14 protein-coding genes are annotated in these 13,945 nt (G+C 62.7%); 4 read left to right on the top strand and 10 right to left on the bottom strand.

The window, feature by feature from the left end; genetic code table 11:
* Window positions 1–27: 27 nt before the first annotated feature.
* Complete coding sequence (locus SB756_RS12600; RefSeq protein ID WP_084966573.1) at window positions 28–1,332, bottom strand: sensor histidine kinase; 1,305 nt, start codon at window positions 1,330–1,332, stop codon at window positions 28–30.
* A complete protein-coding gene (colR, locus tag SB756_RS12595) occupies window positions 1,322–2,005 on the bottom strand; it encodes a two-component system response regulator ColR (protein WP_016488935.1) in 684 nt (227 codons plus the stop codon). The genes SB756_RS12600 and colR overlap by 11 nt, the downstream gene beginning before the upstream one ends.
* 183 nt (window positions 2,006–2,188) lie before the next feature.
* Between colR and SB756_RS12590 the strand changes: the two genes are divergently transcribed.
* Entirely contained in the window at window positions 2,189–2,917 is a 729-nt protein-coding gene (locus SB756_RS12590; RefSeq protein WP_341796703.1) for a phosphatase PAP2 family protein, read from the top strand.
* Between the two features lie 185 nt (window positions 2,918–3,102).
* Here SB756_RS12590 and groL read toward each other — a convergent pair whose 3' ends face one another.
* The 5 genes from groL to SB756_RS12565 all read right to left on the bottom strand — a co-directional run bounded on the left by groL (window position 3,103) and on the right by SB756_RS12565 (window position 7,790).
* The gene (gene groL / locus SB756_RS12585; protein ID WP_016498071.1) at window positions 3,103–4,746 is read right to left on the bottom strand and encodes a chaperonin GroEL; all 1,644 of its coding nucleotides are present in this window, start codon (window positions 4,744–4,746) and stop codon (window positions 3,103–3,105) included.
* Window positions 4,747–4,794: 48 nt separating this feature from the next.
* A complete protein-coding gene (locus SB756_RS12580) occupies window positions 4,795–5,088 on the bottom strand; it encodes a co-chaperone GroES (RefSeq protein ID WP_016488938.1) in 294 nt (97 codons plus the stop codon).
* Window positions 5,089–5,330: 242 nt separating this feature from the next.
* The gene (locus SB756_RS12575) at window positions 5,331–5,792 is read right to left on the bottom strand and encodes an FxsA family protein (RefSeq protein WP_341796704.1); all 462 of its coding nucleotides are present in this window, start codon (window positions 5,790–5,792) and stop codon (window positions 5,331–5,333) included.
* A 65-nt stretch (window positions 5,793–5,857) separates the two neighbouring features.
* Entirely contained in the window at window positions 5,858–6,589 is a 732-nt protein-coding gene (locus SB756_RS12570) for a HugZ family protein (RefSeq protein ID WP_016498069.1), read from the bottom strand.
* A gap of 190 nt (window positions 6,590–6,779) precedes the next feature.
* Window positions 6,780–7,790 (bottom strand): DUF481 domain-containing protein, encoded by a 1,011-nt coding sequence (locus SB756_RS12565; protein WP_041167566.1) that lies wholly within the window; start codon window positions 7,788–7,790, stop codon window positions 6,780–6,782.
* A 151-nt stretch (window positions 7,791–7,941) separates the two neighbouring features.
* On the opposite strand from SB756_RS12565, the gene SB756_RS12560 reads away from it, so the two are divergent.
* Entirely contained in the window at window positions 7,942–8,295 is a 354-nt protein-coding gene (locus SB756_RS12560) for an MGMT family protein (RefSeq protein WP_016498067.1), read from the top strand.
* A gap of 43 nt (window positions 8,296–8,338) precedes the next feature.
* A complete protein-coding gene (locus SB756_RS12555; protein WP_016498066.1) occupies window positions 8,339–9,886 on the top strand; it encodes an AmpG family muropeptide MFS transporter in 1,548 nt (515 codons plus the stop codon).
* A gap of 135 nt (window positions 9,887–10,021) precedes the next feature.
* On the opposite strand, the gene SB756_RS12550 is transcribed toward SB756_RS12555, so the two are convergent.
* The 3 genes from SB756_RS12550 to SB756_RS12540 form a co-directional block, all read right to left on the bottom strand.
* Window positions 10,022–11,266: an MFS transporter gene (locus SB756_RS12550; protein WP_410910908.1), complete on the bottom strand. Its 1,245-nt coding sequence runs from the start codon at window positions 11,264–11,266 to the stop codon at window positions 10,022–10,024.
* Window positions 11,267–11,466: 200 nt separating this feature from the next.
* Window positions 11,467–12,309: a mechanosensitive ion channel family protein gene (locus SB756_RS12545; RefSeq protein WP_016498064.1), complete on the bottom strand. Its 843-nt coding sequence runs from the start codon at window positions 12,307–12,309 to the stop codon at window positions 11,467–11,469.
* Between the two features lie 114 nt (window positions 12,310–12,423).
* On the bottom strand, window positions 12,424–12,909 hold the full coding sequence (locus SB756_RS12540) for a YajQ family cyclic di-GMP-binding protein (protein ID WP_016498063.1): 486 nt from the start codon (window positions 12,907–12,909) through the stop codon (window positions 12,424–12,426).
* A 100-nt stretch (window positions 12,910–13,009) separates the two neighbouring features.
* On the opposite strand from SB756_RS12540, the gene SB756_RS12535 reads away from it, so the two are divergent.
* Window positions 13,010–13,927: a putative 2-dehydropantoate 2-reductase gene (locus tag SB756_RS12535; protein ID WP_341796706.1), complete on the top strand. Its 918-nt coding sequence runs from the start codon at window positions 13,010–13,012 to the stop codon at window positions 13,925–13,927.
* Window positions 13,928–13,945: the final 18 nt, after the last annotated feature.

Below are 13,945 nucleotides of genomic sequence, written 5' to 3'. Positions count from 1 at the left end.
GCGCGCCAATTGACCTGTTACAAACCATTACTCGGCCATGCCGTCGCCTTTGGCAGCGGTATTGCTCAGGTCGACCTGGAAGCGGCAACCATGCGGCAGGGTAGACGTGAGGGTAACGCGCCAGCCCTGGTCATCACAGATCCGCTGCACCAGCGAAAGCCCCAGCCCCAGGCCCTCGCCGCGCCGCTCGTCGCCGCGTACAAATGGCTTGAACATGGCTTCGCGCTGCTCCTCGGGGATGCCCACACCGCTGTCCTCCACACTGAAGCCGTTGGCTTCCAGGCTCAGGCGGATATAGCCGCTGTCGGTGTAGTGCGCAGCATTGCGCAGCAGGTTGCCCATCACCGACTGCAGGAAAGTGGCGTTGTACAGCACCGGGCTCGCGCTGACGCGGCCATCGAAGTACAGGGTCAGGCCCTTTTGCTCAATGGTGTCGCGCCACACGCCGATCAGTTCGTCGGCCACTTCGCGAAGGGTCGCCTGCGAGGCCACCGCGCCCTCATCACGCTGCGCCCGCGCCAGCATCAGGAAGGTCTTGACCAGCTCGCGCATCTCTTCCGTGGCCCGCGCCACGCGCTCTACCTGGCTGCGCGCGCGGGTGTCGAGGTTGGGGTTTTCCATAAGCAGTTCGCAGGACGTTGCCAGCACCATCAACGGCGTGCGCAGCTCATGGCTGACGTCACTGGTGAACAGCCGTTCGCGGGTCAGCGCGTCGCGCAGGCGGCCCAGGGTATCGTCGAAGGCCACTGCCAACTGGCCGACTTCGTCTGCGGCATAGTCCGGTGCCAGCGGCGGGGCCAGGCCCAGCAGCTGGTCGCGGTGACGCACCTGGCGGGCCAGGCGGATCACCGGCGCCATCACCCGGCGCGCCACCAGCCAGCCGAGGATGACGGCCAGCACCAGGCTGAGCACGAAGCCCACCACCACCACCGCGAACAGCACGCGCTCGCGCTCTTCGAAGTCGCTCTGGTCCTGCAGCAGTACATACCGGCGGCCATCGACGATCTCGACCATGGCGTGGTACGAGAGCTGGTCGCGAAACACCTCGTGGAAGCCCCGGTCGAGGTGGCGCAGATCCTTGGGCAGCTCGAAGTCGTCACGCCCGCCGCTGAAGTAGAACAGCTGATCGGGGCGTGGCCGGTGGCTCCAGTCGCTGACGCTGTCCATGCGCAGCAGGCGCTGCAGGTCACCGCCCAATACCGAGGAAATCAACCGTTCTTCGACCAGGTGTACAGTGGCAACGATGCCGAAGGCGAACGCCCCGGCCACCAGCGCGCTCATCAAGGCAAAGGCGATGATGATGCGCTGGGCAAGGCTTTGCTTAAACTCCATCGCGGCCCTCGGCGAGGCGATAGCCGACGCCATGCACGGTATGCAGCAACGGTTTTTCAAACGGTTTGTCGATCACCTGGCGCAGCTGGTGCACATGGCTGCGCAGGCTGTCGCTGTCAGGGCAGTCGTCGCCCCACAAGGCTTCTTCCAGCACTTCGCGGCGCAACACGTGCGGGCTTTTCTGCATCAACACTGCCAGCAGCTTGAGGCCGACAGGGTTGAGCTTGAGCAGGCGCCCCTGGCGGGTAACCTCCAGGGTGTCGAGGTCGTAGCTGAGGTCGGACACCTGCAGCGTACGGCGCCCGCCGCCTTGGGCACGGCGCAGCACCGCTTCAATGCGCGCCGCGAGCTCCGACAGCGCGAACGGCTTGAGCAGGTAGTCGTCGGCCCCGGAGCGGAAACCTTGCAGACGGTCGTCCAACTGGTCGCGGGCGGTAAGCATGATCACCGGCGTGTCGCGGCGGGCGTCTTCACGCAGGCGCTTGCACAGGGTGTAGCCATCGATGCCGGGCAGCATGATGTCCAGCACGATCAGGTCGTAGTGTTCGGTGGCAGCCAGGTGCAGGCCGGACAAGCCATCCTGGGCGCAGTCAACGGTGTAGCCTTTCATGCCCAGGTAATCGGCCAGGTTGGCCAGGATATCGCGGTTGTCTTCAACCAAAAGAATGCGCATCGGTTTCTCCTGTGCGGCGCTTCTCGCTGTGGTGCGCGGCAGGCGCAGCTTAAGGCCTATACCTGCACGGTGCCAGCCCCCGGAAAAATTCACCGCACTTGACGGTTTTTTCACTGATCCTTCACGGACACAGGATAGCGGGCAGCCGACAATGCCCGATCTTTTTCGTGCCCTGGAGCCGTCATGCCGCAACGAACCCGCCCTCGCCCGATCAACCACTGGCTGTACCTGGGCATACCCTTGGCGACCGCGCTGGCCTTGATCCTGCTGGAGCTGACTTCGGTCGACATGGATGTGGCCAACCTGTTCTTCGACCCCGCTGCCGGACAGTTCATTGGCCGCCACAGCTACCTGCTGGAAAACATCCTGCACGACCGGGTCAAGCAGGTGGTGATCTTGCTCGGGGTGTTGTCGCTGCTGGCGTTTGCCGCCAGTTTCTTCTGGAAGCGCCTGTTCGGCTGGCGCCGCGAGCTGGGCTGCCTGGTGCTGGCACTGGGCCTGTCCACGGCGTTTGTCACGCCGCTGAAAAAAGTCACCCAGGTGCAGTGCCCATGGAGCCTGACCCAGTTTGGCGGCACCGAAACCTACAGCAAGTTGCTGGAGCCGCGGCCAGCCACCGACAAGCCAGGGCTGTGCTGGCCGGGTGGGCATGCAGCGACCGGGTTCTGCCTGTTCGGCCTGTTCTTCATGCTGCGTGATCGCAAGCCACGGTTGGCGCGGGTGGCGCTGGTGGTGGCGTTTGTCGCCGGGTCGGTGCTGTCGGTGGGCAGGATGATGCAGGGGGCGCACTTCCTGTCGCACAATGTGTGGACGGCGGTGTTCTGCTGGTTGATCGGGTTGGGGTCGTATTACCTGGTTCTGTATCGGCGGGGCGTGGTGGAAGCGCCAGCTGTCGAGCGTAGCGTCGCCTGACAGAGGGGCCGCTTTGCGGCCCATTCGCAGCACAAGGCTGCTCCTACAAGGGTACGCGTCGGTGCCGGACTGTACGCGATACCTGTAGGAGCAGCCTTGTGCTGCGAACAGGCCCTCCCAGAAAACAAAACAGCCCCGGTTCTCACGAACCGGGGCTGTTTTATGGTGCAGGGGGTAAGGCTGGCTTACATCATGCCGCCCATGCCACCCATGCCGCCCATGTCTGGCATGCCGCCGCCAGCTGGGGCTTCGCTCGGAGCGTCAGCAATCATGGCTTCGGTGGTGATCATCAGACCGCCAATCGAAGCAGCAGCTTGCAGGGCCGAACGGGTGACCTTGGCTGGGTCCAGGATGCCCATCTCGATCATGTCGCCGTATTCGCCGGTAGCAGCGTTGTAACCGAAGTTACCCGAACCTTGCTTGACCTTGTCAGCGACAACGCTTGGCTCGTCGCCGGCGTTGGCAGTGATCTGGCGCAGCGGCGCTTCAACAGCGCGACGCAGCAGGGCGATACCGACGTTCTGGTCTTCGTTGTCGCCTTTCAGGTCAACGATCGCGTTCAGGGCGCGAACCAGTGCAACACCACCGCCAGGCACCACGCCTTCTTCAACGGCTGCACGGGTAGCGTGCAGGGCGTCTTCAACGCGGGCTTTCTTCTCTTTCATTTCAACTTCGGTGCCGGCACCGACCTTGATCACGGCAACACCGCCAGCCAGCTTGGCCAGACGCTCTTGCAGCTTCTCACGGTCGTAGTCCGAGGAAGTCTCTTCGATCTGGGCACGGATCTGCTTGACGCGAGCCTGGATGTCATCTTCAACGCCAGCGCCGTCGATGATGGTGGTGTTTTCCTTGGACAGGATGACGCGCTTGGCGTTACCCAGGTGCTCCAGGGTAGCGGTTTCCAGGGACAGGCCGATTTCTTCGGAGATGACCTGGCCGCCGGTCAGGACAGCGATGTCCTGCAGCATGGCCTTGCGGCGGTCGCCGAAGCCTGGTGCCTTGACAGCTGCAACCTTGACGATGCCGCGCATGTTGTTGACTACCAGGGTAGCCAGCGCTTCACCTTCAACGTCTTCGGCAACGATCAGCAGTGGGCGGCCGGCCTTGGCAACGGCTTCCAGAACTGGCAGCAGCTCACGGATGTTGGAGATTTTCTTGTCGACCAGCAGCAGCAGCGGGCCTTCCAGCTCGGCAACCATGGTGTCCGGCTTGTTGACGAAGTACGGCGACAGGTAGCCACGGTCGAACTGCATGCCTTCTACGACGGACAGTTCGTTATCCAGGCCCGAGCCTTCTTCAACGGTGATCACGCCTTCTTTACCGACTTTTTCCATGGCTTCGGCAATGATGTTGCCGATGGAGTCGTCAGAGTTGGCGGAGATGGTGCCTACCTGGGCGATGGCCTTGGAGTCGGCGCATGGCTTGGACAGGTTCTTCAGCTCGGCAACAACGGCGGCGGTAGCCTTGTCGATGCCGCGCTTCAGGTCCATCGGGTTCATGCCGGCAGCGACGGCTTTCAGGCCTTCGTTGACGATGGCCTGAGCCAGAACGGTAGCGGTGGTGGTGCCGTCACCGGCAGCGTCGTTGGCCTTGGAAGCAACTTCCTTGACCAGCTGGGCGCCCATGTTTTCGAAGGCGTCTTTCAGCTCGATTTCTTTGGCGACGGAAACGCCGTCCTTGGTGATGGTTGGCGCGCCGAAGCTCTTGGCCAGTACCACGTTACGGCCTTTCGGGCCCAGGGTCGCTTTTACCGCGTCAGCCAGAACGTTGACGCCAACCAGCATTTTCTTACGAGCGGAATCGCCAAATTTTACGTCTTTAGCAGCCATGATCGTTTAATCCTTGGAATTCTTTGGAGTAACGGGAAGTCGGGGAAATCAGCCTTCGACAACGGCGAGGATTTCGTTCTCGGCCATGACCAGCAGGTCTTCGCCATCGACTTTCACGGTGTTGCTGCCCGAGTAAGGGCCGAATACCACTTTGTCACCCACTTTCACGGCCAGCGCGCGAACTTCGCCGTTGTCCAGGATGCGACCGGTGCCGACGGCAACAACTTCGCCGCGGTTTGGTTTTTCAGCGGCCGAACCCGGCAGGACGATACCGCCAGCGGTTTTCGATTCTTCTTCGCTGCGACGGATGACTACGCGGTCATGCAGAGGACGAAGCTTCATTGTCGATCTCTCCCAAATTGTGGTTTTCATCGGCCGGTATCGACACCGGCGGGTTGATGCTGTCCGGCGTTGCCGGGAAGTGGCCCGCGATGGGCGAACCACTTGTGTAATGTCTGGCGTTGCCACCAGAAACCTTGCGGTGACCACATACATGAGGCCGCCAGATTCAATTACAAGGCTTGATATACAAAATTTTTGATCCGGCTGAAAAGATCGGGGCCGCTTGCGCGGCCCCGGAGGTTTTACTTGTCGCGGCGCTCATACTCGCCTTCGATCACGTTTGGACGGTGGCCCCCCTCACGCGGCTGCGCCTGGAACGGGTCATCCTGAAACGCACGCTGGCGCATGGCCTGCGCCTCGGCACGCTCGCGCATCTTGCGCGCGGCCAGGCGGCGGGTGAACGGCAGCAGGCACAGCAGGCCCAGCACGTCGCTGATGAAGCCTGGCAGCAGCAGCAGGCCGCCACCGACGGCCAGCATCATGCCCTGGAACATGTCCTCGGCGGGCAACTCGCCGCGCTGCAGGCTTTCACGGGCGCGCAGTGCGGTGGCCAGGCCGGCCACCCGCATCACCAGCACACCCAGGGCGGAGCCAGCGATGATCAGCAGCAGAGCCGGGAAGAAACCGATTGCCGCGCTGACCTTGACGAAGACGAAAAGCTCCAGCACAGGAAAAACCAGAAACAGCAGTAGAAAAGCACGCATCAAGGGTTCCTCGACGGAAGATAACCTTCCAATAAGACCTCAAATGGATGCCGGCGCTCCGGATTTCAACCCTCGACTTGCGTCGCATGCGGCCATTGGTCGGCCCGAGCCAGCAAAACCAAGGCTTCCCGGACTTGTGTCGGCGTGTTGCAAGTAGCCGGAAAAGGCAGCCAGTGCACGGCCTGACCAATGCGAAGGTGCATGCCTTCGCTGTCTACCCCAGCCATCTGCGCCGGTGCATGCCGTGGCAAGTCGGTCAGTTCGACGTAATGAGCAATAGCGTTGGCGTGATCGCTGTTCATATGCTCGACCATGCTCGCCTCGGCCTTGCCGGCGAACGGGTTGGCCAAGGTCACCTGATCGAGCCAGTGGATCGCGCCAAAGCCACCAATGTAGCGGTGACGCACTGGCTGCAGCACCCAGAAGTCGAAGTCGTGGGCCTTGTGGTAGTTGGCGGCGTCCGGGAAATAGCGGTAGTAGCGCTCGGCAGCCGCTTCGACAGCAGCCTCGTCGACCAGCTTGTGCGCTTCGGCCATCACGGTCAGGCGCCCTACGGCCTGCACATCCTCAGCCTCGCGCTCACCCACCAGCAGCGAACACTTGGGGTCTTTCTGCAGGTTGTGGGTGTGCTGGGCGATACGGCTGATGAGGATCAGCGGGTTGCCGTTGGCATCGAGGCAATACGGCACGACCGAGCCGAACGGGTAGCCGGGCATCGACTTGGAATGGGTCGAGAGCACGCCGCGGTACTCCTTGAGCAGCAATTCCCGGGCTGGGCGGATGGCGTTGGTACTCACTTGAGGGCGGCTCCTGGCGGCAGACTGGATGGGCACAAGATAGCATTATCAGGCCCACTGCCAATGGGGCTGCTGCGCTGCCCTTTCGCCGGCAAGCCAGCTCCCATAATGACCGCGAAATGGCCAAGCCTGTTCGGTGCCTGTGGGAGCTGGCTTGCCGGCGAAAGGGGCGCAAGGCGCCCCCGGCGATCTACCAGGTAACGCCGAACCCTGCGGTGTAGCGGGTCTTGTCCAGGTCACTTTCACGCGTGCCGGTAATGATGTCCTTCTCGGCCTTGAGGTTGAGCGAGGCCCACTCGGTGACCTTGTAGCGCAGGCCAACCTCGGCATCCAGCGAGTAGTCGGCTACGCCGCCCAGCGGCTTGGCGAACTCGCCATTGGTGAACAGCTGCACGTTCTTGCCGATCAGGTAGCGGGTGTAGTCCCACTTCACCGCCGCGGAATAGAAGTTGTCCTTGCCGCCATCCTGGTATTCGAAGTCGGTACGGTTGATCAGCGAGCCCAGCGAGAACGCCCCCAGCTCATCGTCCCAGAACTGGTAACCCGGGCCGGTACCGACGGTGCGCTGGCGGGCCAAGTCTTCGATGCGGTCACGCTTGTATTCCGCACGCCCCTGCCAGAACCACTTCTCGGTGATGAAGCGGTCCAGGGCGTACTCGGCGCTCCAGTTGTCGGTGGTGGTGACGTCGTCCTTGGTCTCGCGGTTGTATTCACCTTCGGCATTGTGCCGCCAGCGGCCATGGCGAGCGGTGGTCTTGAACCCTACGTCGTAATCGTCGGTGTCGTTCTCGGCACGCTTGTAGTCCAGCGCCACATCGACGTTGCCTTTCCACACGAAGTCCTCGACCAGCGGCTTGGGCTTCATGATCTGCTCGATGCTGGCCAGTTCCACGGTCTTGGGCGCTTCGCCATTGGCCAGCGTTACCTTGCCAGGCTCGGCGGCTTTCAGCGACTTGGCTTTTTCACCGGTGTAGGCGTCTTGCTTGACCAGCATCTCCTGGTCGCTTTCCAGGGTCTGGACCTCTTTCCAGTCCAGCGCGATGGAACCGCCATAGGGGGTTTCCAGCAGCAGCTTACCGCCGTCGAAGACTTTGATCTTGCCGCTGAGCCGGTCACCGTTCTTCATCCACACGGTATCGGCCAACACCGGGGAGGCGCACAAGGAGGCAGCTAGCAGGCACAACAAGGATCTAGAATACATAGGCGGACTACGGGTTCGTTTTGACAAAAAAGCCGGGCATTATCCAGATACCGACGACCAGAGCAAGGACAGACCGGGCATAAGGCGTTGAGTTCAACTCTCATTTGCCGGACCATCGGTCCAGTTTCATCTACAGCCCAAGGGGGGCGTGATGTCTGATGGATACGAGCACGCCCTGGACAGCGCCGAGGGCCGACGAACGGTGCTGTATTCGGTACTCGGCCAAGTGCCGCCCGGCAAGGTGGTGAGCTACGGCCAGCTGGCGGAGCAGGCGGGACTGGGCCGCGCGGCACGCTGGGTTGGCCGCACGCTTGGTCAGTTGCCGGCAGATACCCGGCTGCCCTGGCACCGGGTGCTTGGCGCAGGTGGGCGGTTGAGCCTGGCATCAGGGACGCCGTCAGGGGATGAACAACGGGCGCGTTTACGCGCGGAGGGTGTGAATGTAACCAACAATCGTGTGGATATGACGCGCCATGGCTGGCGCCCAATGGAGCACAGCGGTTAGAGTGCGCGCTTTGTTTTCGCAAACTTGAGGCAGATGTTGGCCCATGCCCCGTAAAACCTGGCGCGCTGCGCTTGCTGCCTATGCCAGCCCGTCAACCTTGGTACTTTTGCTGCTTGGTTTCGCCGCCGGCCTGCCCTACATGCTGGTGTTCTCGACCCTGTCCGTGTGGTTGCGCGAAGCTGGCGTTGCCCGTGAGACCATTGGTTACGCCAGCCTGATTGGCCTGGCTTACGCCTTCAAGTGGGTGTGGTCGCCGCTGCTCGACCAATGGCGCCTGCCACTGCTCGGCGGCCTGGGCCGACGGCGGTCGTGGTTGCTGCTGTCGCAAGCGCTGGTGGTGGTCGGGCTGGTTGGCATGAGCCTGTGCGACCCGCAACAGCACCTGTCGTGGTTGATCGCCATGGCGGTGCTGGTAGCGTTCGCCTCCGCCACCCAGGATATCGCCGTCGACGCGTATCGCCTGGAAATCGCCGACGACCAACGCCAGGCCGCGCTCGCCGCCAGCTACATGGCCGGCTACCGGGTGGCAGCGTTGCTCGCCACGGCCGGCGCGCTGTTCTTTGCCGAGTGGTTCGGCTCCACCGGTTTCAGCTACCTGCACAAAGCCTGGGCCGGCACTTATGTCATGTTCGGGGTGATGATGCTCCCCGCCCTGTTCACCACGCTGGTGATGCGCGAGCCGCCAGTGCCCATGCGCACGCAGTTGTCTGCAGCGCGCTACGGCCTGGTGCACCAGTTGGCGTCGGTGTTCGTGCTGATCATCCTGCTGGTGTCGGTACCGGCCAGCTTTACCCAGATGTTCAATACCGGCTGGTCCAGCGTCATTTCCGGTGACGCAACGCCACTCGACCTGCTGCTGGAAGATCGCGCCTTCCTGCGCCTGATCCTTTATGTGCTGCTGAGCTGGGCGTGCCTGTCCAGCCTGGGCCGTCGCGGCCTGGCCCCGGTGCTGACCCCGGTCAACGACTTCATCACCCGCTACCGCTGGCAGGCCCTGTTGCTGCTTGGCCTGATCGCCACGTATCGCATGTCGGACACCGTGATGGGCGTGATGGCCAACGTGTTCTACATCGACATGGGCTTCACCAAGGACCAGATTGCCAGTGTCAGCAAGATCTTCGGCCTGATCATGACCCTGGTCGGCGCCGGGGTCGGCGGCCTGCTGATCGTGCGCTTCGGCATCATGCCGATCCTGTTCATCGGCGGTGTCGCCTCGGCCGGTACCAACATCCTGTTCCTGATGCTGGCCGACATGGGGCCGAACCTGGAAATGCTGGTGGTGACCATCTCGCTGGACAACTTCAGCTCGGGCATGGCCACGTCGGCCTTTGTGGCCTACCTGTCGAGCCTGACCAACCTGAAGTTCTCGGCGACGCAGTACGCGCTGCTCAGCTCGATCATGCTGCTGCTGCCGCGGCTGATCGGCGGGTATTCAGGGGTTATGGTGGAGAAGTTCGGCTACCACGATTTCTTCCTGATCACCGCATTGCTGGGCGTGCCTACGCTGATCCTGATCGCCCTGCAGTGGCGTCAGGAGGCTGGTCGGGGTACGCCGGTGGCAGAGGACAGTTCAGCGGCCGAGCGGCCCTGAAAGGCTTCTATAGCCTGTACCGGCCTCTTCGCAGCGCAAGGCTGCTCCCACAAGTACACCACAGCGTTCAAAACCTGTGACGTGCTTGTAGGAGCAGCCTTGCGCTGCGAAGAGGCCGGGGCAGGCAATCAAACATTACTGCGCGACAGCCCCCTCATCAGGCCGCCCACCTACCACAAACCACAACGGCCACAACGCCAATGCCCCCGCCACACCCGCCGCCAGGGCAAAGTGCAGCAAGCTGGCCCCGGCGCCGATCATCGCCAGCACCGCCCCGCCCAACCCCAGCAAGGCAATGGTGATCATCCCCAGCATGGCCGAGACCAGGCCTTTGCTCTGCTCGCTGGAGAACAGCGTCATGCGGTACAGCACCGCGTTGGCCACACCCAGCCCCAGCGCGTACAGCGACATGCCCGCCACCACACTGGTAACGCTCGGCCAGTACCAGGTCGCCAGCAGCATCAGGCACAGGCCGGCCAGGTAGGGCCACAGCGCGCCCCGCACCAGGGCAGGCAGCGGGTAGCGATCGGCGATGCGGTTGATGATCAGGTTACCGAGGATCAGCCCGCCAAATACCGGCAGCTGCCACAAGGCGTAAGCCATCGTGCTCAGCCCCTCATCGTGAATGAGCAGCACCGGCGACAGGCCGATCCAGCCAATCAGCGGCAAACCGACCAGGCCCAAGGCAGCGCTGCCCGCGACAAAACGGCGGTTGGCCAGCAACTGACCATAGCCAGCCAGCAGTGGCAGCAGGTGAATCGGCGTAAACGCCAGGCGCGAGCCGTCACGGCGTTCCACACCGAGGGTTTCCGGCATCAGGCGGTACAACAGCCCCCAGACCAGCACTGAGCCGATTGCAAAGGCCACGAACAGCCAGCGCCAGTCCAGCCACTGCAGCAGCAAGGTGCCCACTAGCGGCCCGAGCAGGGGTGACAGCAAGGCGATATTGGCCAGCAAAGCCATCATGCGCACGGCGTCAGCCTCGCTGAAAGCTTCGTTCAGGGCGGGATAGCTGACTGTGACCACAAAGCCCAGGCCGATGCCCTGCAGCAGGCGCAGCAGGTTGAACAGGCCAATGTCGTGGACCCAGAAGCTGGCCAGGCAGGCCAGGCCGAAGAATGCGCAGCCAACCAGCAGGAGCGGGCGCCGGCCATACCGGTCGGCCAGCGGGCCGATCAACCATTGCAGTACCACGCCCCCCAGCAGGTACAGATTGAGGGCATGGGGAATGTATTCGGGGCTGGCGTTCAGGTCGCTCACCACCACCGGCATGGCGGGCATGACCGCGTCGCTGGCCAGGTAGGTGAGCAGTTCGAACAGGGCCAGGGTCAGGCCGAACAGCAAAGCGCGCAGGGGGGTGATGTACAGCAGTGGTTTCATGATGGCATATCGGGTGTGGCAGGTGGGGCCAGGGTATATGCCAGAAAAGCCGAGCAATTGCTGTGAACAAGTGTAAAAACTGGGGCCGCTTCGCGCCCCTTCGCGGGCTTGCCCGCTCCCACACGGATTACGGAATCTCTGTGGGAGCGGGCAAGCCCGCGAAGGGGCGCGAAGTGGCCCCGGTCGATGACAAAGCGGTATTACTGCGCTGCAGTCTCCTGCACCACACGGATCACCCGCTGTGGAAACGGAATGTCGATCCCTTCGGCCTTCAACCGGTCACGCGCATGCTCGTTGAGCATGAACATCACGTCCCAGTAATCGGACGTCTTGGTCCACAAGCGCAGCGAGACGGTAATCGAGCTGTCGCCCAGCGTCGCCACTACAGCCTGCGGTGCCGGGTCGGGCAGGACACGCGGATCCTTGGCCAGCTCCAGCAGCACGTTGCGGGCCTTTTGCAAGTCGGCCTCGTAGTCCACACCCACATCGAACACCACCTTGCGCGTCGGCTGGCGGTTGGTGTTGGTGATGATGCCGTTGGACAGGCTGCCGTTAGGCATGATCACAGTCTTGTTGTCACCGGTACGCAGCACGGTGTGGAAGATCTGGATGCTGTCGACGGTGCCGGCAACGCCCTGCGCCTCGATCCAGTCACCGATACGGAACGGGCGGAACATCAGAATCAGCACACCGCCGGCGAAGTTCGCCAGGCTGCCCTGCAAGGCCAGGCCGATGGCCAGACCAGCGGCACCGATGGCGGCAACGAACGAGGTGGTCTCGATGCCGATCATCGACGCCACGCTGACCATCAGCAGCACCTTCAGCACGATGTTCGCAAGGGTGCTGATGAAGCCCTGCAGCGCCAAGTCGGCGTTGCGCAGGCCAACCAGCTTGCCGAGGCGGGCGCTGACCTTGTTGATGATCCACCAGCCGACCGCCAGGGTCAGCAGCGCCAGCAGCACGCGGCTGCCGTACTCCATGATCAACGGGATCCAGGTCTGGGATTGGCGGACGAGCTGATCGACTTCAGCGTTCAAATCCATATTCATCTCCTGATGCCGAGCGGCAAGTACACGGTAGAACAGGCTGCGCGCATTTACACAGTCCCGGCCCCCATGGACATCATTACGCCATCGGGGTTCCGGGCAGCACCTGCATTAGTCGCGGAAGTTGTTGAACTGCAGCGGCATATCGAATTCCTTGGTGCGCAGCAGAGCAATGGCTTCCTGCAAGTCGTCACGCTTCTTGCCAGTTACACGCACCTGCTCGCCCTGGATGGCGGCCTGTACTTTCAGCTTGCCATCCTTGATGGTGGCAACGATCTTTTTCGCCAGGTCCTTGTCGATGCCTTCGCGGAACTTGGCTTCCTGCTTCTTTTCCTTGCCGGATGGGTACGGGTCCTGGGTTTCCAGGCATTTCACGTCGATCTTGCGCTTGACCAGTGCAAGGCGCAGGATTTCCAGCATCGCTTCGAGCTGGAACTCTTCCTCGGCGGTCAGCAGAACGGTCTGATCTTTTTCCTTGAACTCGAAGGTGCCCTTGCCTTTCAGGTCGTAACGGCGATCAAGTTCCTTGATGGCGTTATCAACGGCGTTCTGCACTTCGTGCTTGTCCAGTTCCGATACCACGTCGAACGAAGGCATGGTTGTTCTCCAAAAAATAAAGCGCGCTCGGTCTGAAGATGGAGCACGCTGAGTTAGACGGTTAAAATGCGGGCTCATTATAACGGGTTGCGAAACGCATATGAGCAGCACCTGGCATATTCTCGGCGCCGGCAGCCTCGGTAGCCTGTGGGCCTGCCGCCTGGCGCGCGCGGGTAAGGCCGTGCGCCTGATCCTGCGTGACGGGCAACGCCTGCACGCCTATCAGCAGTCCGGCGGCCTGACCCTGGTCGAACAGGACCAGCCCCGCCACTACGCCATCCCCGCCGAAACCGCCCAGGCGCAGGGCCCCATCCACCGCCTGCTGGTGGCCTGCAAGGCCTACGACGCGGCGCAGGCCATTGCCGGTGTGGCACCGCGGCTGGCCGAGGGTGCCGAAGTGCTGTTGCTGCAGAACGGCCTGGGCAGCCAGGACGAAGTGGCCGACCTGGTACCCCACGCACGCTGCATCTTCGCTTCCAGCACCGAAGGTGCCTTTCGCGAGGGGGAGTGGCAGGTGCGCTTTGCCGGCCACGGTTTCAACTGGCTGGGCGACCCACGTAACCCTGCAATGCCCGCCTGGTTCGATGACCTGCACGAAGCCGGTATCCCTGCCGAATGGACGGTGGACATCCTCACCCGCCTATGGCGCAAGCTGGCCCTCAACTGCGCCATCAACCCGCTGACCGTGCTGCACGAATGCCAGAACGGCGGCCTGCTGGGGCATCTGGGAGAAGTCGATGCGCTGAGCGCCGAACTGGTCCAGTTGCTGCGGCGCTGCGGCCAGCCGGAAGCGGCAGATGAGCTGAGCGAAGAAGTACAGCGGGTGATCCTTGCCACCGCGGCCAACTACTCTTCCATGTACCAGGACGTCCGCGCGGGCCGACGCACCGAGGTGCACTACCTGCTCGGCCATGCCTGCCGAGCGGCCGGGCGCCATGGCCTGCAATTGCCACTGCTGGAACGCTTGCAACAGCGCCTGGTCGATAACTTGCGCACGCGTGGCTTGCCCTGCGACTGACGCGGCCCTTTCAACCGG

The organism is Pseudomonas sp. SIMBA_068 (assembly GCF_046534705.1).
GTDB lineage: Bacteria > Pseudomonadota > Gammaproteobacteria > Pseudomonadales > Pseudomonadaceae > Aquipseudomonas > Aquipseudomonas putida.
The sequence above is the reverse complement of the archived record's forward strand: the minus strand, read 5'-3'. Positions and strand labels throughout refer to the sequence as shown.

Excerpts from the sequence above, each read along its gene's own strand:
- SB756_RS12550 (WP_410910908.1), bottom strand. The coding sequence starts at position 11,266 with ATGAAACCACTGCTGTACATCACCCCCCTGCGCGCTTTGCTGTTCGGC.
- colR (WP_016488935.1), bottom strand. The coding sequence starts at position 2,005 with ATGCGCATTCTTTTGGTTGAAGACAACCGCGATATCCTGGCCAACCTG.
- groL (WP_016498071.1), bottom strand. The coding sequence starts at position 4,746 with ATGGCTGCTAAAGACGTAAAATTTGGCGATTCCGCTCGTAAGAAAATG.
- SB756_RS12540 (WP_016498063.1), bottom strand. The coding sequence starts at position 12,909 with ATGCCTTCGTTCGACGTGGTATCGGAACTGGACAAGCACGAAGTGCAG.
- SB756_RS12580 (WP_016488938.1), bottom strand. The coding sequence starts at position 5,088 with ATGAAGCTTCGTCCTCTGCATGACCGCGTAGTCATCCGTCGCAGCGAA.
- SB756_RS12565 (WP_041167566.1), bottom strand. The coding sequence starts at position 7,790 with ATGTATTCTAGATCCTTGTTGTGCCTGCTAGCTGCCTCCTTGTGCGCC.
- SB756_RS12575 (WP_341796704.1), bottom strand. The coding sequence starts at position 5,792 with ATGCGTGCTTTTCTACTGCTGTTTCTGGTTTTTCCTGTGCTGGAGCTT.
- SB756_RS12590 (WP_341796703.1), top strand. The coding sequence starts at position 2,189 with ATGCCGCAACGAACCCGCCCTCGCCCGATCAACCACTGGCTGTACCTG.
- SB756_RS12600 (WP_084966573.1), bottom strand. The coding sequence starts at position 1,332 with ATGGAGTTTAAGCAAAGCCTTGCCCAGCGCATCATCATCGCCTTTGCC.
- SB756_RS12555 (WP_016498066.1), top strand. The coding sequence starts at position 8,339 with ATGCCCCGTAAAACCTGGCGCGCTGCGCTTGCTGCCTATGCCAGCCCG.
- SB756_RS12560 (WP_016498067.1), top strand. The coding sequence starts at position 7,942 with ATGTCTGATGGATACGAGCACGCCCTGGACAGCGCCGAGGGCCGACGA.
- SB756_RS12535 (WP_341796706.1), top strand. The coding sequence starts at position 13,010 with ATGAGCAGCACCTGGCATATTCTCGGCGCCGGCAGCCTCGGTAGCCTG.
- SB756_RS12545 (WP_016498064.1), bottom strand. The coding sequence starts at position 12,309 with ATGGATTTGAACGCTGAAGTCGATCAGCTCGTCCGCCAATCCCAGACC.